Here is a 19,666-nt window from a genome sequence, read left to right as displayed (position 1 = left end):
GTGTTAGGGGAATCCTAGGCGCCCAGACGGCGTGTCATCGAGTCAATCCGCGTTTGATCTGGACAATGACACCCCTTTTGAGTGGCAAGACAGCAGAACGCTTGTCACTCGTTCGCCTGAACCTTCATCAGGTGCACACATCGTTGGGCATTTGGCTACCCGTCCGACGCCTTGCCACCCGAACGAGTGGAACCTGCTGTCGCTCCGGCCTTCACGCCCCCCGCGCCCTGACCGCCGACCGCCGGCTTTCCGCCGCCCGAAGGCGCCTCGAATGATTCCAACGCCTCAAGAACGTCCTGGACACGGGAGATCTCGGCCTGAATGTCCTCACGACGGCGCACCAGCACCTCCAGCTCGCGGCGACCCTCGTCGACGAGCTGCTCGGCCTCCGCCTTGGCCTGCGCGAGCGCGCTCTCGGCCTCCCGGGCCAGCTCCGCCTTCTTCTGCTCGGCCTCCTTGAGCAGCGCCTCCGCCTTGCGGACCGCGGCGATGCGCACCTTGCTCGCCTCGCTGCTCGCGTCCGACACCAGCTCCTTGGCCTTCGCCTCGGCCTCGACGCTCTGCTCCGTCGCCGCGCGCACCAGCTTGTCCACGCGCTCGCCGGCCGACTTCATCTGCTCGGCCGACTCCCGGCGGGCCCGCTCGTGCAGCTCCTCGACCTCGCCCTCGACGCGGCCGCGCAGCTCCTCCGCCCGTTCTCTTATGGCAGCCGCATCGCTGCGCGCCCCCACCAGCAGCTCGTTTGCGTCCGTACGGGCCTTCTCCACCAGGGAGTTGCCCTCGACGGTCGCCTCCGAGGTGATCCGCACGGCCTCCTTGCGGGCCGCGTCGACCATCGCGTCGGCCTGCTCCTCGGCCGCCGTGGTGGCGGCGAGGGCCTGCTGCTGGGCGTCGGTCGTCAGCTTCTCGGCCTCCGCGGAAGCCTCCGTGATGAGCCGGTCGACCTGCTCCGCGGCCTCGCTGCGGCGCTTGTTGGCCGCCTCGCGGGCCTCGTCCAGCAGCCGCTCGGACTCCGTACGCGCCCCGCTGCGGATGCGCTCCGCCTCGGCGGCCGCCTGCGCCTTGACCCGCTCGGCCTCCGACCGGGTGCGGGTCGCGTGCTCCTGCGCCGAGGACAGCGCCTCGGACGCCTCCGCGCGCAGCCGCTCGGCTTCGGCGGCCGCCTCGCCGACCGTGCGCTCGTTGTCCTTGCGGGTCTGCTCGGTGAGCTTCTCCGTCTCGGACACGGCCTCCGTGACGAGCCGGTCCGCCTGCTCGGCCGCCTCGGTGCGCAGCCGGTTCGCCTCGGCGCGCGCCTCGTCCAGCGTCTGCTCGGCATCGCGCTCGGCGCCCGCCAGGGTCTCGTTCGCCGCGACCGTGACCCGGTCCGCCTCCGCGGTGGCCTCGCCGATGATCCGGCCGCCCTCCGCACGGGCGTCGTCCAGCTCCCGGGCCGCCTCGGCGCGCAGCCGCTCGGCCTCGGCCGCGGCCTCGCCGACGGTGGCCTCGTTGGCCACACGGGTCTCGTCGATCAGCCGGTCGCCCTCGGCACGCGAGTCGACCATGATCCGCGCGGCGTCGCGCTCGGCACTCGCCAGCGTCTCGGCCGCCTGCGCCTTGAGCCGGGTCGCCGCGGTGGTGAGCCGCTCGGCCTCCGCAGCCGCCTCGCCGACCGTCGCCGCGTTCGCCGCCCGGGTCTCCTCGGTGAGCCGGTCGGCCTCCGCCGAAGCCTCGGTGATGAGCCGGTCGATCTGCTCCGCGGCCTCGGTGCGCAGCCGGTTGGCGTCGGCCCGGGCCTCGTCCAGGATGTTCGCGGCCTCGGCGCGGGTGGCCTCGGCGGCCTCCGCCGCCTCGGCGGTGATCCGCGCGGCCTCCGCCTCGGCGTCGGCGACCGTGGCCGCGTTCGCCGCCCGGGTCTCCTCGGTGAGCCGCTCGGCCTCCGCGGCCGCCTCGGCCGTGATCCGGGCGCCCTCGGCGCGGGCGGTCTCCAGGGCCTCCGCCGCCTCGCCGCGGATGCGGTTCGCGTCGTCCCGGGCGTCGGCCCGGGTCCGGGCCGCGTCCCGCTCCGAGGCGGCCAGCGCGTCCGTGGCCTCCGTACGCACCCGCTGGGCGTACTCGGCGGTGTCGCTGCGCAGCTGCTCCGCCTCGGCGATCGCCTCGCCGACCGTCCGCTCCGCCAGCGCCTTCGCCGCGTCCGTCTCGGCCCGCGCCTCGCTGCGGACCCGGTTGGCGTCCTCGGTGGCCCGCTCCCGCTCCGCGTAGGCGTCGCCGCGGACCCGGCCGGCCTCTTCCTCGGCCTCCGACTTCGTACGCTCCGCCGCGTGCTCGGCGGCGTTGCGCAGCCCGGCGATCTCCTCCTCGGCCTGCTCGTGCAGCCCGGCCACGGAGTCCCGCACCTGCTGGGCCGTGGCCTCCGCCGCCGACACGACCTCCGACGCGCGCCGCTCGGCCTCCTCGGTCAGCCAGACCGCCTCGGCCTGCGCCTCCTCGGAGCGCTTGCGGGCCTGCGCCAGCAGTTCCTCGCTCTGCTCGCGGGCCTGGGCCCGCTCGCTGTCCGCGTCGGTCCGCGCCGACGCAAGGGTCTCCTCGGACTCCCGGCGGCGCCGGGCGGCCTCCTCCTGGGCGGCGGCCAGCGCCTCCGCGGCCTCCTCGGCGACCCGCTCGGCGGCGGCCTTCGCCTCCGCGCGCAGCCGGTCCGCGGTCTCCTGCGCCTCGGAGCGCACCCGCTCCGCCTCGGCCTCGGCCTCGCCGCGCAGCCGCACGGCGGACTGCTCGGCCTCCGCGCGGACCCGGCCAGCGTCCTGGGCCGCGTCGGTGCGCAGCTGGTCGGCCTCGGCCTCCGACTGCGTCTGGAGGGTACGGATCCGCTCCGCCGCCTCGGCACGCAGCCGGTCGTTCTCCTCCGTCGTCTCCCGACGGATGTTCTCCGCCGCGGCGCGGGCGTCGCGCAGCGTCTGCTCGGCCGTCGTCAGCCGGCCCTCGGCCTCGGTGTGCAGCCGTACGAGTTCCTCGTCGGCCTCCGCGCGCTTGGCGGCCAGCGCCTGCTCGGTCTCCTCGCGCCGGGCGAGCGCCGCGGCGTCCGCCTCGGCCCGTACGCTCTCCGCGCGTTCCTCGGCCTCGGCGCGCAGCCGCTCGGCCTCGGTACGGGTCCGCTCCAGGGTCTCCTCGGCCTGCTTGCGCAGGGTGCCGGCCCGCTCCACGGCCTCGGCGCGCACCCGCTCGCTCTCGGCGGTCGCCCCGCCGCGCAGCTCGTCCGCGTCCGCCTTGGCCTTGCCGAGCAGTTCCTCGGCGGTCCGGGCCGCCTCCTCGATCTGCTGGACGGCCTCGCGGCGGGCCTCGCCGCGGATCCGCTCGCCCTCGGCGACGGCCTCGGCGCGCAGCTGCTCGGCCTCGCCGCGCAGCCGCCGGGCCTCCTCCTGGAGCTCGACCGTGCGGGCCCGGTACTCCTCGGTGTCGTCCTTCGCGGCGCCCTTGAGCTCGTCGGCCGTGGTTGCCGCCTGCAGGCGCAGCCGGTCGGCCTCGGTCTCGGCCTCGCGGCGGATCCGCTCGGCCTCCTCGGACGCGGCGCGGGTGGTGGCCCGGGCGTCCTCCGAGGCCTTGTTCAGTACGTCCTCGGCCGTACGGGCGGCCTTCGCCAGCTGGGCCGCCATGTCCTCGGCCGCGGCCGTACGGGCGCTGTCGCCCGCCTCGGCGCGCAGCCGCTCGGCCTCCGCGCGGGCGTCGGCCAGGGCCTGCTCGGCCTCCGCCTTGAGGGCCTCGGCCTCCTTGGTGGCCTCGCCGACCAGCCGGGCGACCTGCTCCTTGGCGGTGCGGGTGCGCTGCTCGTTGACGGACTCCGCCGACGCCAGCTGCCGGGTGGAGCTCTCCTTGGCCTCCGCGAGGAGCTTCTCGGCCTCGGCACGGGCCTCGCGCAGCGCGGAATCGGCCTCCTGCACACGGGATTCGGCCAGCCGGCCGAGGTCCAGGGTCTGCTGCCGGGTGTGCTCGGCCTCGGCGGAGGTGGTGGAGCGCAGCCGCTCCGCGTGCTCGGTGGCCTCCTGGGCCTGCGCGGAGGCGGCGGTCAGCAGCCGCTCGGCCTCCTTGCGGGCACGCAGCAGAGTTGCCTCGGCCTCCCCGCGGGCGGCCTCGGCGTCCGCGGCCATCCGGCGCCGGGTCTCCTCGGCGACCCGGGCGGCTTCCGCGCGGGCGGCGTTCAGGGCCTGCTCGGCCTCGGCGCGGGACTCCTCCATGAGCCGGCGCGCCTGGGCCTCCGTACGGGCGCGCAACTGCTCGGCCCAGGCCACGTTCTCATTGACGTGGGCCTCGACGGTCTGGCGCCGTTCGCCCAGCTCCTGGTCCAGGCGCTGGCGGCGGTTGACGGCCTCGGCGTGCAGCTCGGCCTGCAGGCGCGCCTGGTGCTCGGCGTGCTCCTGGAGGATGCGCTGGGTCTGCGCCCGGGCGTCGCGCAGCTCGCGCTCGGCGTCCGAGCGCATCTGGTCGGCCTGGATCTGGGCATTGCGAAGCAGCTGCTCCGCCTGGTAGCCCATGTCCGCGCCGTCGTAGGCGGGGCGGGACGCCAGTGAGCGTCGTACCTCGTGAAGCTTGGCGCGCAGCACCTCGACCTGGTATCCCAGGTCCTCAGCGTGCTGGACGGCCTTCCCGCGCTCCTTCTTCAGCCGCTCCATCTCGGCCTCGAAGCGCGAGAGATGGTCGGCCTCGGCCTGATGGCTCTCCTGGCTTTCGTAGCCCCGCACAGCGCGGTCCCATCCGTCCCCTGGTCGCAAGCTCACTCCCAAATGAGCATCGCTCGCCCGCTGAACGACGCCCCCGGGGGAATGGTGTCAGATACCGGGGCAGGGGTCACAGGCCCCGACCCCGTTTCCGCACCGAACCCCGGCCGAGCCATGGCCACTCTACCGGCCGGGGAATCGGGCCATCAGTGGTCCATCAGTGCTGGGGGTTCGAGGTGACCAGTTCGGTGAGGACGCCGTGGCAGTCCTTGGGGTGCAGGAAGGTGATCGAGGAGCCCATCGAGCCCGTGCGGGGCTGGTCGTAGAGGACCCGGACGCCCTTGCCGCGGATGGCCTCCGAGTCCCCCTGGACGTCCTCGGTGCCGAAGGCGATGTGGTGGACCCCCTCGCCGTTCTTGGCCAGCCACTTGCCCACGGCGGAGTCCTCGCGGGTGGGTTCCAGGAGCTGGAGGTAGGAGGCGCCGCCGTCCGAGGTTTCGTTGATCTTCAACATGGCCTCGCGGACACCCTGCTCCTCGTTGACCTCGGAGTGGAACACCTCGAAGCCGTACGTGGCACGGTAGAACTCGACAGTCTTGTCCAGGTCGAAGCAGGCGATCCCGATGTGGTCGATTCTTGTCAGCATGGGGACAGTGCACTCCTGAAGGGGGTGGTCACGCAACGTGCGCGCGATCACACCGGCAGCCCGGTGACCGCTGCGGTACCGCCCAGTACATTCACGTAAACCCTCGTTCACTCCTCATCCAAGGGGCTGTGCCTCATGTCCGGATCGAACAACACCACTTCTGTGATCGTCGCCGGGGCCCGCACGCCCATGGGGCGGCTGCTCGGCTCGCTGAAGTCCTTCTCGGGTGCCGACCTCGGCGGCTTCGCCATCAAGTCCGCGCTGGACCGGGCCGGGATCTCCGGCGACCAGGTGCAGTACGTGATCATGGGCCAGGTGCTGCAGGCCGGCGCGGGCCAGATCCCCGCCCGCCAGGCGGCGGTCAAGGCCGGCATTCCGATGAACGTGCCCGCCCTCACGATCAACAAGGTGTGTCTCTCGGGTCTGGACGCGATCGCGCTGGCCGACCAGCTGATCCGCGCCGGGGAGTTCGACATCGTGGTCGCGGGCGGTCAGGAGTCCATGACCAACGCCCCGCACCTGCTGCCCAAGTCCCGCGAGGGCTTCAAGTACGGCGCCATCGAGATGCTGGACGCGATGGCCTACGACGGCCTGACCGACGCCTTCGAGAACATCGCGATGGGCGAGTCCACCGAGAAGCACAACACCCGCCTGGGCATCGAGCGCGCCCCGCAGGACGAATTCGCCGCCTCCTCGCACCAGCGGGCCGCGGCCGCGCAGAAGAACGGCGTCTTCGAGGCCGAGATCGTCCCCGTGGAGATCCCGCAGCGCAAGGGCGACCCGGTCATCTTCTCGTCGGACGAGGGCATCCGCCCCGAGACCACGGTGGAGTCCCTCGGCAAGCTGCGTCCGGCCTTCGCCAAGGACGGCACCATCACCGCCGGCACCTCCTCCCAGATCAGCGACGGCGCGGCCGCCGTGGTCGTGATGAGCAAGGCGAAGGCCGAGGAGCTCGGCCTGGAGTGGATCGCCGAGATCGGCGCCCACGGCAACGTGGCCGGCCCCGACAACTCCCTCCAGTCGCAGCCGTCGAACGCGATCCTGCACGCGCTGAAGAAGGAGGGCCTCCAGGTCTCCGACCTGGACCTTATCGAGATCAACGAGGCCTTCGCGGCGGTCGCCGTGCAGTCAATGAAGGACCTCGGCGTGACCCCGGAAAAGGTGAACGTCAATGGTGGCGCCATTGCCCTGGGCCACCCGATCGGCATGTCCGGAGCCCGTGTGGTGCTGCACCTGGCGCTGGAGCTCAAGCGCCGCGGCGGCGGCGTCGGCGCGGCCGCCCTGTGCGGCGGCGGCGGCCAGGGCGACGCGCTGATCGTCCGCGTCGCCAAGTAGGCAGTGCCGGGCCGCCGGCCCCGACACGGGGCCGGCGGCCCCTTTTCCCCGGGCCTGGCGGCCCGCACGCATCCCGTACGAGAACCGAGGAGCGCAGCACGTATGACGGCGGTGGACGTCCCCCAGCTGGTGGCCCAGGCCCGTGAGGGCCGGCCGAGAGCGGTGGCCCGGCTGATCTCGCTGGTCGAGGGGGCGTCCCCGCAGCTGCGCGAGGTGATGGCCGCGCTGGCGCCGCTGACGGGCGGGGCGTACGTGGTGGGGCTGACGGGGTCGCCGGGTGTCGGCAAGTCGACCTCGACCTCGGCGCTCGTGTCCGCGTACCGCAAGGCCGGCAAGCGGGTCGGCGTCCTGGCCGTGGACCCGTCCTCGCCCTTCTCGGGCGGCGCGCTGCTCGGCGACCGGGTGCGGATGTCGGACCACGCCTCCGACCCGGGGGTCTACATCCGCTCCATGGCCACCCGGGGCCACCTGGGAGGGCTCGCCTGGGCCGCCCCGCAGGCGATCCGGGTGCTGGACGCCGCCGGCTGCGAGGTGATCCTCGTCGAGACGGTCGGGGTCGGGCAGTCGGAGGTGGAGATCGCCTCCCAGGCCGACACCTCGGTGGTGCTGCTGGCGCCCGGCATGGGCGACGGCATCCAGGCCGCCAAGGCGGGCATCCTGGAGATCGGCGACGTGTACGTGGTCAACAAGGCGGACCGGGACGGCGCGGACGCGACGGCCCGGGAGCTGAACCACATGCTGGGCCTGGGCGAGGCGCGGGGCCGGGACGACTGGCGGCCGCCGATCGTGAAGACGGTCGCGGCCCGCGGCCAGGGCATCGACGAGCTGGTCGAGGCGCTGGAGAAGCACCGGGCGTGGATGGACGAGCGCGGGGTACTGGCGCAGCGCCGGGCGGCCCGGGCGGCCCGGGAGGTCGAGACGATCGCCGTGACGGCGCTGCGGGCGCGGATGGCGGACCTGCACGGTGACGCCCACCTGGACGCGCTGGCCGCGCGGGTGGCCGTGGGCGAGCTGGACCCGTACGCGGCGGCGGACGCACTGCTGGCGACCCTGACGGAGGCCTAGGCCGGGCGCGGGCCGGCCCCGGCAGGGCGCGTGCGGCGTCGCTGCCGGGGCCGGGCCGGGGGCGTCAGTTGTTCTGGTCGGAGTCCGAGTCCGAATCGGAGTCCGAGTCCGAGTCGGACTGCGCGGTGACCTTGCCGGTCGTGGCGTCCACGGATCCGTCCCAGGTCTTGCCGTCGGAGCCGCGCACCTCGACGTGCCAGTAGGCGGTCTGGCCGTTGTCGTCGTCGGAGTCCCATTCCACGGTCCACACCGTGCCCGGGTGGGCCGCCACGGCGGCCTTGGCGGCCTGTTCCGCGGTGACCTTGGCCGCGAGCAGGTCCTTGTGCTCGCTCGGGTTCTCGTCGGTGTCCACGTTCTCGCGGGTGACCTTGCCCGTGGCGGCGTCGACCTCCAGCTCGGCGTGGCCCTTGCCGTCCTTGGTGATCACGTCCACGTGCCAGACGTTGCCGTCCCTGTCGAGGGACTCGACGACGCCGGGGTAGTCCTTGAGGGCGGCGGCCACGGCCTGCTCGGCCGTGACGTCCGCCCGGGCCGCGGCCGCGGGGGCGGTTCTCGCCGTGTCGGCGGACGCCGCGGCGGCACTGGTGGCGACGGGTCCCGCGACCAGCAGGGTCACGGACACGGCTGCGGTGACGAACACGTTGCGCTTCATACGCTGGACCTCCTCAGGCCGGCCCGACGGGCACGGGGCCGGCAGCGAGCGTTCCCAGCCATTGTCGGGCCGATCGCCGCCCGGGGCGCGACGAGAGCGCGCACCCCGGACGGCGGCGGCCTCAGACCTTGCCGCGGTTGTCGCGCAGGTGCTCGGCCACCGGGGCCAGCGAGGAGCGCAGCGCCGCCAGGGCCTCCGGCGGCAGCAGGTCGATGAAGTGCTGGCGGACGGATGCCACGTGGTGCGGGGCGACCCGTCGCATCGTCTCCATGCCCTCGTCCGTGAGCACCGCGTACAGGCCGCGGCGGTCGGACTCGCAGTTCACCCGGCGTACCAGGCCCGCCGTCTCCATGCGGGTGATCTGGTGGGACAGCCGGCTCTTGGACTGGAGCGTGGCGGTCGCCAGGTCGCTCATCCGCAGCCGGTGGTCCGGCGACTCCGAGAGGTTCACGAGGATCTCGTAGTCGTTGTTGGTGAGTCCGAAGGGCTGGAGATCCTTTTCCAGCTGGTGCATCAGCAGTCTGCTGACGTCCAGGTGGGTGCGCCAGGCGCACTGCTCGGCGTCGGTCAGCCAGCGCGTGGCCGTCTCGGTCTCCATGGTCTCCATGAATGAACTCTACCTAAAAAGTTGAATTACGTACAAAATTTCGGAGGTCTGGCAGGTCACAGTCCGAGTCGGCGCTGGAGATCACCCAGCTGTCCCGGCATCCGCGGCACGCCCAGCTGCCCCATCGGGCCCTGGCCGGCCCCCGGGACGCCCTGCGCGTTGCCCGTGGCCGCGTTGGCGCCGACCGCGCCGATCGCCTGCTCCGCCATCAGCATCTCCGACGACTGCAGCAGCACCGTGCCCGCACCGACGAACTCGAACTGGTGCTCCTCGCCGGAGCTGCCCCCGATGCCGGTCAGCGAACGCAGTCCGCCCATCACGCCCGTCATGTAGCCGTGGTCGTAGTGGTGGCACGGCGAGGGGCAGTCCGCCCAGCCCACCAGCGCCTGCGGGTCCACGCGCAGCGGCGGTTCCATGAACACCACCGGTCCGTTGGACGCCGCCACGAACTTCCCGGTTCCGATCAGCGTCAGGAAGCCCGGCACGATCGACTGCTTCAGGGCGAGCGAGGGTTGGTACGCGAGCAGGTTGCCCGAACGGATCGTCAGATTGCCGTTGTCCAGGTCGTACGAGTTCACGTCGAAGGCCCGGTCGGCCAGCAGCATCTTGCCCGAGCCCTCGGCCACCACCCAGTCGCTGGCGTGCAGCGGCGAGTGGAAGCTGGTGCGCAGCAGGCGGTCGAAGCGCCCGTTGCCGATGCCGTTGAACTCGATGTGCCCGTAGTACGAGATCATCTTGCCCTTCTGCAGGAACCACTGGCTCCCCTTGAGCTCCACGCAGAAGGTGTACGCGTTCACGTTGTCGTCGGAGGGCAGCGTGTACGGGTCGAAGACCGTCGGGCCGCCCGGTCCGCCGGTCACGGGGCCAAAGTTCACAGCTTCTCCTCGGAGGCCTGTACGTACACCGCGCCCTGGCCGGACAGCTCCAGCTGGAACGCCTCGCCCGAGCCGCGGCCCACCATGTCCCGCCAGCCGAGCGCGGTGGAGAGCTTGTTGCGCACGTCGCCGTGGTGGGCGACGTACGCCTGCGGGTCCACGTGGATCGGGCGCTGGGGGGTGATCGGCAGCTCGATGACCCCGCCGTGGGCCATCACCGCGACCGAGCCGTGGCCCTTGAGGGTGGTGGTGAACAGGCCCTGCCCGGTCACCTGGCCGCGGACCATGCCCATGACCCCGCCCTGGGAGCCCATGAACATCGTGCCCTGCTGGAGGGTGCCGTCGAAGGCGAGCAGCCGGTCGGCCTCGACGTAGAGGGTCTCGCCGGACAGGTTGATGACCTGGATGTGGTGGCCGCCGTGGCCGAACATCACGGTGCCGCTGCCCTCGACCGTCATCAGCGGGGTCTGCTCGTTCGCCACCCGGCGCCCGATCATGCCCATGACCCCGCCCTGACCACCGGTCAGGCTCGGGGTGAAGGAGACCTCGCCGCGGTACGCGAGCATCGCGCCGCGCTGGCTGTACATCTTCTGACCCGGGACGACCTGGGCCTCGACCATCTTCGAGTTGATCTCGCGGAACGGCATCAGATGTCGCCCCCGACGGTGTTGCGCTCGCTGGGCTGCACGTAGACCAGGCCCTCGCCCTCGAAGCGGATCTGGAACGCCTCGCCGGAGCCCTCGCCGATGAGTGTGCGGAAGTTCACACCGGACTGGAAGGACTGCTGGAGGTTGCCCGTGTGCGCGATGTACGCGCCGGGGTCGACGGAGAGCGGGTACTGGGCGCTCACGCGCAGCACCACGGCCGGACCGTCGGACATGATCGCGGCCTGGCCCGAACCCTCGACGGTCGTGGTGAACAGGCCGTTGCCCGTCGTCGCGCCGCGCAGGCCGGTGAAGGTGGTGCCGGTGCGCAGACCGGCGTCGGTGCACAGCAGGTTGCTGGACTCGACATAGAGCTTCTCGCCGTGCAGGTTGACCAGATTGATCTCACTTGCGCGGTCGGCGAAGAAGCACGTGCCGTGCCCCTGCACCTCCATCACCGTCATCTGTTCGCCGGTCAGCCGGCGGGTCACCATGCCGCGGAGGCCTTCGCCACCGCCGGACATCTTCTTGAAGGCCATCTGCCCGTCGTACGCGACCATGGAGCCGTTCTTCGCTTTCACGGCATCCCCGGTCAGGTCGACGGCCAGCACCTTGCTGCCTTGGAGTCGGAACTGAGCCACGGGAAGACGTTATCGGCAGCGGGCGACCCCGAACAGGGCCCTGTGGCCGATATATGCCACACCCGGGCGATAAGGGGGCGATGCCGTCGCGCTGCCGGACCCCCGTCCGGGCGCCGGCGGGGGAGGGGCCGGGCCAAGATCCCGTAAAGCGGCTGAGACACTGGGAGGGACCCTGGCCTCCACCCCGAAGGTTCCACGTGGACATCAAGACCGCCTCCGCCCTGCACCGGCTCCGCCTCGTCTCCGTCCCGGAGGCGCTGTCGTTCCCGGCCCTGCTGATCTTCGGCTCGCTGCTGAGCCGGGTCTCGGACATCGACTACCTGATGATGCCGCTCGGTGCCATCCACGGGATCCTGTTCGTCCTGTACGCGGTCTTCCTGCTGGACGTGTGGAACAAGGCGAAGTGGCCCTTCAAGAAGGCCCTGCTGTTCTTCGTGCTGGCACTGGTGCCCTTCGGCGGGCTGTACGGCGACAAGCTCCTCAAGCGCGAAGAGGGCGACAGCGTGATCGCGGCCCGTGCGCGCGAGGCGGCCGGCGCATGATCGTCGCGTTCTCCGTGACCCCGCTCGGGGTCGGCGAAGAGGTCGGCGAGTACGTCGCCGACGCGGTCCGGGTGGTCCGCGAGTCCGGGCTGCCGAACCGCACCGACGCGATGTTCACCACCGTCGAAGGACCTTGGGACGAGGTCATGGACGTGGTCCGGCGTGCGGTGGCGGCCGTCGAGGAGCGGGCGCCGCGCGTCTCCTTCATCCTGAAGGCCGACATCCGCCCCGGGGTCCACGACGGGATCACCTCGAAGGTCGAGACGGTGGAGCGGCACCTCGCCGAGGGCTGAGGCCCCCTCACCGGCTCCCGTTCCACCGGCATTTCCCCCAGCGCCCCCAGCGCCCCCGGCCACCCGGCCGGGGGCGCTTTCGTGTGCCCGGCGCCCGGCCGCAGCGGCTTGAGCGATCGCTCAAATTCACCTAGGGTGCCGTTTGAGCGATCGCTCAACACCTGAAACGGGGGGGTGGAGATGGGCCTGTACGTCGAGACGCGCATCCGGGCCGGCATGGACGAGCTCTGGGAACGCAGCCAGGACCCGGCGCAGCACCAGCGGTGGGACCTGCGGTTCACCTCCATCGGCTACCTCCCGCGCGCCGAGGGCGAACCCCAGCGGTTCCGGTACGCGACCCGCGTGCTGCCGTTCGTCTCCGTCGACGGGACCGGCATCTCCGCCGGGGAACGCCACCGCGCCGACGGGACCCGGGTCTCCGCGCTGCGGTCCGCCTCGGAACACCCCCTGTCGCTGCTCGCCGAGGGCAGCGGCTACTGGCGCTACGTCCCCGGCCCCGACGGGATCCGCTTCCTCACCGGCTACGACTACCGCCCGCGCTGGGGCCGCTTCGGCGCCCTCGCCGACCGCCTGGTGTTCCGCCCGCTCATGGGCTGGGCCACCGCCTGGTCCTTCGACCGGCTGCGGCTGTGGTGCGAGCGCGGGACCACCCCGGGCCGCGCCCTCGCCCGAGCGATCGGCGAGAGCGCCCTGCGCGCACTGCTCTGCGCGGCCGCCCTGCTGTACGCGCCGCTGCCGGCCGCCCTGTTCGTCGTGGCCGCCGCCGTGCTGCTGCCCCCGCTGCCCGGGACCCCGGCCGCCCGCCGCTGCCTGCGCACCCCGCCCGGCCGCACGCCCGCCCGCGCCCCCCGCCTGCTCAGCACCCTGGAGCCGTCATGACCTCCATCTTCCGCGCCCACATGGGCGCCGACTTCGACCGCCTGCACCCGCAGATCCAGCGCCGCTTCTCGGTCGGCCTGACGAGCGGCGAGGGCTGCATCGGCCGCGGCACCATGGAGCGGATATGGCACGGCCCGGGCTATGTGAAGCCCTTCCTGCGGCTCGGGGGCCTGCGCAACATCCTGGTGCCGCGCGAGGGCCGCGACGTCCCCTTCGTCATCGAGAACCTCCCCTACCTCGACTCCTTCGGGCGCGAGACCGTCACCTTCGTACGGACCTTCCGGCTGCCCGGCGGACCCCACCGCTTCGACGCCACGATGGTCCACAGCCCCGAGCGCGACTGCGTCCTCGACTACCTCGGCACCCACCAGCACCTCGCCAGTGACCTGCACATGAGCGCCGAGCCCGACGGCTCGCTGCTCATCCGCTCCGGCGAACACCGCTTCCGCGAGGGCCCCGTCGACGTCCGCGTCCCCGACCTGATCGGCGGCGAGGCCGAGGTCCGCGAGTCCTTCGACGAGGCCACCGGCCGCTTCCGGATCCGGGTCCGCGTGGTCAACCGGCGCTTCGGCCCGCTCTTCGGCTACGAGGGCTCCTTCACCGCGGAGTACATCGACGCCCGCGACCGGTGGGCGACGGGACGCCACGGCGACCTGCGGCCCGTCCGCGAGGAGGTCCGGGCATGAGCGCCGCCACCAAGGAGAAGCTCCTCGAAGGGGCCCTGCGCACCGTGGTCGAGCAGGGCGTCGCCAAGGCCTCCGCCCGCACCATCGCGGCCACCGCCGGGGTGGGACAGGGGCTGATCTTCTACCACTTCGGCTCCGTGGACGAGCTGCTCGCCGCGGCCTGCCGGTTCGGTGCCGAGCAGCGGGTGGCCCGCTACCGCGAGCGGCTCGCCGCCCTGGGCAGCCTCGCCGAACTGATGGAGTTCGCCCGCTCCATGCACGAGGAGGAGCGGGCCGCCGGGAACGTGGCCCTGCTCGGCCAGCTGCTGGCCGCCGGTCAGACCTCGCCCGTCCTCGCCGCCGCCACCGCCGACGGGCTCGGGCTGTGGATCCGGGAGCTGGAGGAGGTCCTCACCCGGCTGCTGTCGGCGACCCCGCTGGCCGGGTACGCCGACCCGGCGGGGCTGGCCCGGGCCACGGCCGCCTCCTTCATCGGCATCGAGCTGTACGAGGGGGTGGACCCGCAGGGCGCCGGCAGCGCGCTCGACGCGCTGGAACAACTCGCCGGGCTGGCCGCGGTGCTGGAGGGCCTCGGCTCCCTGAGCCAGCGCGTGGTCCGGCACGGCCTGCGGCGCGGCACCCGCTGACCCGGCCCGCCGGCCGGCCGCGGCCGGCGGGGCCTACGTCCGCCAGAGCAGCCAGGGCTGGGCGGTGCAGGACGCCTGCAGGGCCTGGTCGTTGTTCCCGGCGTCGGGGCGGACCGAGACGCACTTGCCGCTGTTGCGGTTGACCAGGTGCCAGGCCCGGTGCGGGGCGTTGTAGCGGAAGGTCCAGAACTGGTCGGGGAAGAGGCCGTCCTCGTCCCCGCACAGGTACTGGGTGACGAGGGCGTCGTCGGCGGTGCGGGCCGCGTCGACCGACAGGCACAGCCCGCTGTGCAGGTTGCGGAGCGCGTAGACGGTCCCCTCGGGGCCGGTGGATTCGGCGGTGAGCTTCCAGAACTGGTCGGAGTCCGCCCCGCAGCCGGTCTGTACGAGTCCCCCCGAGGGCACGGTGCTGCCGCGGTCGGCGGACAGGCACATCCTGCTGCCCGTGTTGGTGAGCCGGAACAGCCCGTCCGGCAGCGTGGGCGGGCCCTTCGGGTCGCCCGTCCCGGCCGGGGGCGCGGACGGGGAGGGCGCGGACGGCGCCGGGGCGGGCCCGGAGGGCGCGGGCGCGGAAGGGCGCGGCACGCCGTCCGCCGCCCCGGGTGCGGTGGGGCCGGGCGGCGGCGTCGCGGTCGTCGTCGGCGGCGGCGGTGTCGGGGCCGACGGCGAGGGCCCGGGGGAGGAGCCCGCCGGGGCGGGCACCGGGACCGGTCCCGGGGACGCGTCCGCGCGCGGCGCCGTACCCGCGGCCGATGCGGTGGCGTACTGCCGGGTGAGGAGGACGACCACCGCGGCGGCGGTGACGGTGGTGATGCCGAACAGGGCGGCCGTGACCAGGGCGACCAGCGGCAGCCTCCGCTCCCGCCCCGCGGCCGGCCGCCGCGGGCGCGGGCCGAGCGCGCGGGAGCCCGTGGCAGGAAGCACCTCGGTCGCGTCCGGGGTGCCGGGTGCCGGGTCCGACACGGTGACCGCAGCCGTGGACCGGGTGTCCACGCGCTCCAGGACCACCCCCTCAACGGGCCCGTCCGGCCCGTTGGGCCCGTCCGGTTCGGCCCACCGGTCGAGGCCGTCCTCGCGTATCTCCTGCCACAGCCGCACGGCCTCCGACCGCCGGTGGTCCAGCGCACTGCCCACCAGGGCCAGCGCGAGCGACAGCCGGGGACCCGCGGTGGCCGCCGGTCCGGTGTCGGCGGCGGACTCCGCCCGCGCGTCCGCGCAGGCCCCCTCGGCCGCCGACTGCACGGTCCGGGCCGTGTCCAGCTGGTCCAGGGCCTCGTCGAGGTGCCCGCGCACCCGCCCGGGGTCCTGCGCCGCCGCGGCGGCCGGAGCCGCCGGCACCCGCAGCAGCATGGTGATGATGGCGAGCAGCCGGCTCACCAGTTCGCCCGACCCGGCGAGGTCCTGCTCCGCGCGCCGCAGCGCCTCGTCGAGGGCGGGTGCCGGGCCGAGTTCCACTTCCGCCGTCAGTGCGGCGTCGTGCAGCCGGCGGGCCTGCTCCAGCATGGCGAGGCGCCCGCGCGGATCGCGTACCCGGTCCCGCAGGACCGTGTTGAGCCGGCCGAGCGGGATGATCCGCGCGCCGCAGCGGTACTCGCCCCACAGGGTCTTGCCGCCGCCGTAGCGCTCGGCCAGCTCACGGACCGTCAGCGAGTCGGTCATCGTCCGCAGGAACCGGGCGAGCGCGTTCGCCTCGTCCGTCGCCCCCTTCAGCGCCCCCTGTGGACGACCTGCCTTCCCCATGTCTCCCCCTGGTGTCCGCGGACAACCGGGTTGTCCGCTCTGTGCGTACCCGGTGACCTGCGCGGACCCCTCCCGGCCGGGCCGGACGGGTCCGCCGCGGGGCAACCTGTGCCCCGGACCGGCCCAGCGAACACCGAGGGCCCGCGACCGTCCACAGCCGAGCTCCCCGGGTGTCCGGAAAGCGGCGCGGGGAGCGTGTGGAGCGACCGTGGGCCGCGGGGAAGGCGGCCGAGGTGGCCGCCCGGTCGGGTTCGGGGCCGGGAGCCCCGGGGGTGGGGCGGACACAGGGGGACGCCCCGCCCCCGATGGGTGGGAATGGCCGGTTCCGCGTCATTCCCTCGCGCGGCCGGGCCAACTCCGGGGCGCAGTCGGGCCACCGGGTCCCGGCCGGCGGGTCCCGGCTGGCGCGACGCACCCCGCGGGGCGTTCAGCCGGCCGCGTCGCCCGTGGTGAGCGCGATCGCCAGCGGGGTCCGCTCGTAGCGCACCTGGTGGCCGTGGCGGGCCGAGATGAGCAGCCCCGCCGCGTGCAGGACCCCCAGATGCGCGGAGACCGTGGACGGGGCCAGGCCGAGCCGGTGGGCCAGTGCCGTGGTCGAGGCCGGCTCCTCCAGCGCGCACAGCACATCGGCCCGGGCCCGGCCCAGCAAGCGCCCGAGCGCGGCCGGGGTGTCCTGCCCGACCGGCGTCCACAGGGCGCCGATACCGCGGGCCGGGTAGACGACGGTCGGCTGCCAGGGCGGGTCGAAGCCGCCCGCGATCTGCGGCCAGACGAAGGCGCTCGGCATCAGGAGCAGTCCCCGGCCGCCCAGGACCCGCTCGTGGTGGCTGCGGCGCTCGATGGTCAGGGTGAGGGAGGGGGCGTCCCAGGAGAGGTCCGGATGCAGGCCGTCGAAGAGCGACTGGAGCCCGCCGTCGGCCAGCCGGCGCGAGTGGAACAGGACGTCCGCCTCCAGCAGGGCCCGCAGCCGCGGCCAGTGGGGCTCGATCAGGACGCTCCAGGCCCGCTCCAGCAGATCGGCCAGCTCGCGCACGGCCCGCGCCGGATCGGCGAGCAGGGAGCGGCCCAGGTCGCTGTCGAGGGCGCCCGGCGTGCAGGCCAGCGACTTGCGCATGTCCTCGCGGGCCGCGGCCGGATCGGCCGCGCGGATCAGTGCGATCTCCTCCTCGAAGGAGACCCCCGGTCCGCTCGGCGGCGGGCTGATGAAGTCCGTACTGTGCCCCCGGTTCGGCATCAGCAGCCACAGCGGCCGCAGGTCCAGGCCGTCGGCCGCGGCGCGGATCCGCCGCAGCCAGGGCAGGTGGTAGCCCTGCCGGTCCGGGCGGTTCAGGGTGCGGACCGCCTCCTGCGTCTCCCACGCGGGCGACAGCGCGAACCGGCACCGCAGCAGGTCCTCGTGCCCGAAGTAGTGGTGCAACCCCATGGCGGCGCCCTTCCCGCTCCCACGTCCCGATCGCCGGGACGTGCCCCGGACACCGGGCACTCTGCCGCAACATTCGGCCACAGGCGAATCTCTGGGGCGCGGCACCCCCGCCCGCGACGCTGGGCCCATGCCAGCCGACATCCAGGCGCCCGGGCGGTCCGCACCGCCACCGGGCTACCGTTCCGTGTTCCGGGTCCGGGAGTTCCGGCCCGTCTTCGCCGCCCACCTGCTGTCCGTGTTCGGCGTGGTCGTCGCCGAGATCTCGCTGTCCGTCCTCGTCTTCCGCGCCACCGGCTCGCCCCTGATGAGCGCGCTCACCTTCGCCCTCGGCTTCCTCCCCTATGTCCTCGGCGGCACCCTGCTCGCCGGGATCGCCGACCGCCACCCCGCCCGCCGGGTCCTCGTCTCCTGCGACCTCCTCTGCGCGCTCTGTGCGGCGGCCATGGTGCTGCCGGGCACGCCGGTCGCCGTACTCCTCGTCCTGCGCTGCGCGATGGCCTTCGTGGCCCCGCTGTTCCAGGGCACGCGCAACGCCTCCCTCTCCGACGTCCTCGGCGTCGGCGACACCTTCGTCCTGGGCCGCTCGCTGCTGCGCATGGTGGCCCAGAGCGCCCAGCTCATCGGCTTCGGCCTCGGCGGGCTGCTGCTCACCGTGCTCGCGCCGCGCGGGGCCATCGCCCTCACCGCCGCCGGGTTCCTCGGCTCCGCGCTCCTGCTGCGACTGGGCACCCGCAGCCGGCCCGCCCGCGGTGGCGCCCGTACCTCCCCGCTCGCCGGACTGCGCGCCGTCCTCGGCCGGCGGCGGCTGCGCGCGCTGATGCTGCTCTTCTGGCTGCCGCCCGTCTTCCTCGTCGTGCCCGAGGCGCTGCTCGCCCCGTACGCGGACGGCATCGGCGTGGGCACCGCCGCCCTCGGGCTGATGATGTGCGCCATGCCCGTCGGCACCATCGCCGGGGAGCTCTGGGCCGGCTCGGCCCTCACCGCCCGGACGCGGTCGCGCATCGTGGTCCCGCTCGCCGCCGCCGGCCTGCTGCCGCTGCTGCTCTTCGCCGTCCGGCCCGGGGTGGGCACGGTCCTCGCCGCGCTGCTGCTCGCGGGGCTGGCCCACGCCTACACCCTCGGCCTGGACCAGTGGTACGTCGACGCCGTGCCCGACGAGCTGCGCGGGCGGGCGATGACCCTGCTCAGCACCGGACTGATGACCCTCCAGGGGGTCGGCATGGCGCTGGCCGGCCTCGCCGCCGAATTCCTCCCGGTCCACGCGGTGGTGACCGGATCCGGCATCCTCGGCACCGGGGTCGTCGTGCTGCTCCTGGCCGAACTCCGGGCCGCCGTCCGGCAGGAGAACCGACTGAAGGGTGAGACGGCCCCCGCCGCAAAGTGACCTCCCGGTAGGGTCGAAGGCGTGCCCAAGCCGCTCAGCCTTCCCTTCGACCCCATCGCCCGCGCCGACGAGCTCTGGCAGCAGCGCTGGGGGCCCGTGCCCTCGATGGCCGCGATCACCTCGATCATGCGCGCGCACCAGATCCTGCTCGGCGAGGTCGACGCGGTCGTCAAGCCGTACGGCCTGACCTTCGCCCGGTACGAGGCGCTGGTGCTGCTCACCTTCTCCAAGGCCGGCGAACTGCCGATGTCGAAGATCGGTGAGCGGCTGATGGTCCACCCGACATCGGTGACCAACACCGTGGACCGGCTGGTGAAGTCCGGACTGGTCGCCAAGCGGCCCAACCCGAACGACGGGCGCGGCACCCTCGCCTCCATCACGGACAAGGGCCGCGAGGTCGTCGAGGCCGCGACGAAGGACCTCATGGCCGTCGACTTCGGCCTCGGCGCGTACGACGCCGAGGAGTGCGGGGAGATCTTCGCGCTGCTGCGCCCGCTGCGGGTGGCCGCGGCGGACTTCGACGAGTAGGGGACGGCGTCCCGGCCCCGGGGGCGCGTCAAGATCGAGTAAAACGGAGGGCTAGGCTCGTCGGCATGAAACGAAGCGTGCTGACCCGCTACCGCGCCATGGCCTACGTGACCGCGGTCATGCTCCTGATCCTCTGTGCCTGCATGGTGGCGAAGTACGGCTTCGACACCGGCGCCGACCTGACCTTCGTGGTCTCGCAGGCCCACGGTGTGCTCTTCATGATCTACCTGGCCTTCGCCCTCGACCTGAGCTCCAAGGCCAGGTGGCCCTTCGGCAAGATGCTCTGGGTCATGATCAGCGGCACGATTCCGCTGGCCGCCTTCTTCGTCGAGCGCAAGGTGCGCGCCGAGGTCGAGCCGCTGGTCAACGACTCGCTCGCGACCGCCAAGGCCTGATCGGCTCCGCGTACGAG

General features: G+C 73.4%; 19 protein-coding genes. 10 read left to right on the top strand and 9 right to left on the bottom strand.

The features are described 5' to 3' along the window. Positions 1-155: 155 nt before the first annotated feature. Positions 156-4,712 carry a polarized growth protein Scy gene (gene scy / locus B6R96_RS11590; RefSeq protein WP_081522413.1) on the bottom strand — a complete coding sequence of 1,519 codons (4,557 nt, stop codon included), beginning with the start codon at positions 4,710-4,712 and terminating at the stop codon, positions 156-158. A 193-nt stretch (positions 4,713-4,905) separates the two neighbouring features. Then, positions 4,906-5,334 carry a methylmalonyl-CoA epimerase gene (mce, locus tag B6R96_RS11585; RefSeq protein WP_030386918.1) on the bottom strand — a complete coding sequence of 143 codons (429 nt, stop codon included), beginning with the start codon at positions 5,332-5,334 and terminating at the stop codon, positions 4,906-4,908. 135 nt (positions 5,335-5,469) lie between these two features. Here mce and B6R96_RS11580 point away from each other — a divergent pair, with 135 nt between their 5' ends. Beyond that, positions 5,470-6,669, top strand: a complete 1,200-nt coding sequence (locus B6R96_RS11580; RefSeq protein WP_030386917.1) for an acetyl-CoA C-acetyltransferase — start codon at positions 5,470-5,472, stop codon at positions 6,667-6,669. 102 nt (positions 6,670-6,771) lie between these two features. Next, entirely contained in the window at positions 6,772-7,734 is a 963-nt protein-coding gene (gene meaB / locus B6R96_RS11575; protein WP_030386916.1) for a methylmalonyl Co-A mutase-associated GTPase MeaB, read from the top strand. 64 nt (positions 7,735-7,798) lie between these two features. Here meaB and B6R96_RS11570 read toward each other — a convergent pair whose 3' ends face one another. From B6R96_RS11570 to B6R96_RS11550, 5 genes are all read right to left on the bottom strand, one after another. Then, on the bottom strand, positions 7,799-8,386 hold the full coding sequence (locus B6R96_RS11570) for a PepSY domain-containing protein (RefSeq protein WP_081522412.1): 588 nt from the start codon (positions 8,384-8,386) through the stop codon (positions 7,799-7,801). A gap of 121 nt (positions 8,387-8,507) precedes the next feature. Further along, positions 8,508-8,984 (bottom strand): MarR family winged helix-turn-helix transcriptional regulator, encoded by a 477-nt coding sequence (locus tag B6R96_RS11565; RefSeq protein WP_053705318.1) that lies wholly within the window; start codon positions 8,982-8,984, stop codon positions 8,508-8,510. Between the two features lie 65 nt (positions 8,985-9,049). Next, positions 9,050-9,853 (bottom strand): AIM24 family protein, encoded by an 804-nt coding sequence (locus tag B6R96_RS11560; protein ID WP_030386913.1) that lies wholly within the window; start codon positions 9,851-9,853, stop codon positions 9,050-9,052. Between the two features lie 11 nt (positions 9,854-9,864). Then, the gene (locus tag B6R96_RS11555; protein ID WP_030386912.1) at positions 9,865-10,515 is read right to left on the bottom strand and encodes an AIM24 family protein; all 651 of its coding nucleotides are present in this window, start codon (positions 10,513-10,515) and stop codon (positions 9,865-9,867) included. Next, positions 10,515-11,153 (bottom strand): AIM24 family protein, encoded by a 639-nt coding sequence (locus tag B6R96_RS11550; protein ID WP_030386911.1) that lies wholly within the window; start codon positions 11,151-11,153, stop codon positions 10,515-10,517. The genes B6R96_RS11555 and B6R96_RS11550 overlap by 1 nt, the downstream gene beginning before the upstream one ends. Positions 11,154-11,350: 197 nt before the next feature. Between B6R96_RS11550 and B6R96_RS11545 the strand changes: the two genes are divergently transcribed. From B6R96_RS11545 to B6R96_RS11525, 5 genes are all read left to right on the top strand, one after another. Next, positions 11,351-11,695 carry a DUF3817 domain-containing protein gene (locus B6R96_RS11545; RefSeq protein ID WP_030386910.1) on the top strand — a complete coding sequence of 115 codons (345 nt, stop codon included), beginning with the start codon at positions 11,351-11,353 and terminating at the stop codon, positions 11,693-11,695. Then, entirely contained in the window at positions 11,692-11,988 is a 297-nt protein-coding gene (locus tag B6R96_RS11540; RefSeq protein WP_030386909.1) for an MTH1187 family thiamine-binding protein, read from the top strand. The genes B6R96_RS11545 and B6R96_RS11540 overlap by 4 nt, the downstream gene beginning before the upstream one ends. A gap of 180 nt (positions 11,989-12,168) precedes the next feature. Then, positions 12,169-12,867, top strand: a complete 699-nt coding sequence (locus B6R96_RS11535) for a hypothetical protein (RefSeq protein WP_081525066.1) — start codon at positions 12,169-12,171, stop codon at positions 12,865-12,867. Continuing rightward, a complete protein-coding gene (locus tag B6R96_RS11530; RefSeq protein WP_081522411.1) occupies positions 12,864-13,553 on the top strand; it encodes a DUF4166 domain-containing protein in 690 nt (229 codons plus the stop codon). Before B6R96_RS11535 ends, B6R96_RS11530 begins: the two co-directional genes overlap by 4 nt. Continuing rightward, positions 13,550-14,179, top strand: a complete 630-nt coding sequence (locus B6R96_RS11525) for a TetR/AcrR family transcriptional regulator (RefSeq protein WP_030386906.1) — start codon at positions 13,550-13,552, stop codon at positions 14,177-14,179. Before B6R96_RS11530 ends, B6R96_RS11525 begins: the two co-directional genes overlap by 4 nt. Positions 14,180-14,212: 33 nt before the next feature. Here B6R96_RS11525 and B6R96_RS11520 read toward each other — a convergent pair whose 3' ends face one another. Beyond that, a complete protein-coding gene (locus tag B6R96_RS11520; RefSeq protein WP_081522410.1) occupies positions 14,213-15,919 on the bottom strand; it encodes an RICIN domain-containing protein in 1,707 nt (568 codons plus the stop codon). Positions 15,920-16,346: 427 nt separating this feature from the next. After that, the gene (locus tag B6R96_RS11515) at positions 16,347-17,342 is read right to left on the bottom strand and encodes an ArsR/SmtB family transcription factor (RefSeq protein ID WP_030386904.1); all 996 of its coding nucleotides are present in this window, start codon (positions 17,340-17,342) and stop codon (positions 16,347-16,349) included. Between the two features lie 127 nt (positions 17,343-17,469). Here B6R96_RS11515 and B6R96_RS11510 point away from each other — a divergent pair, with 127 nt between their 5' ends. The 3 genes from B6R96_RS11510 to B6R96_RS11500 all read left to right on the top strand — a co-directional run bounded on the left by B6R96_RS11510 (position 17,470) and on the right by B6R96_RS11500 (position 19,649). After that, a complete protein-coding gene (locus tag B6R96_RS11510; RefSeq protein ID WP_107475496.1) occupies positions 17,470-18,726 on the top strand; it encodes an MFS transporter in 1,257 nt (418 codons plus the stop codon). Between the two features lie 21 nt (positions 18,727-18,747). Then, positions 18,748-19,254 carry a MarR family winged helix-turn-helix transcriptional regulator gene (locus B6R96_RS11505; RefSeq protein ID WP_030386902.1) on the top strand — a complete coding sequence of 169 codons (507 nt, stop codon included), beginning with the start codon at positions 18,748-18,750 and terminating at the stop codon, positions 19,252-19,254. Between the two features lie 65 nt (positions 19,255-19,319). Further along, a complete protein-coding gene (locus B6R96_RS11500; RefSeq protein WP_030386901.1) occupies positions 19,320-19,649 on the top strand; it encodes a DUF3817 domain-containing protein in 330 nt (109 codons plus the stop codon). The last annotated feature ends 17 nt before the right edge of the window (positions 19,650-19,666 follow it).

Origin of the sequence: Streptomyces sp. Sge12, from assembly GCF_002080455.1 — a bacterium.
In the GTDB taxonomy this organism is placed as follows: domain Bacteria; phylum Actinomycetota; class Actinomycetes; order Streptomycetales; family Streptomycetaceae; genus Streptomyces.
The sequence above is the reverse complement of the archived record's forward strand: the minus strand, read 5'-3'. Positions and strand labels throughout refer to the sequence as shown.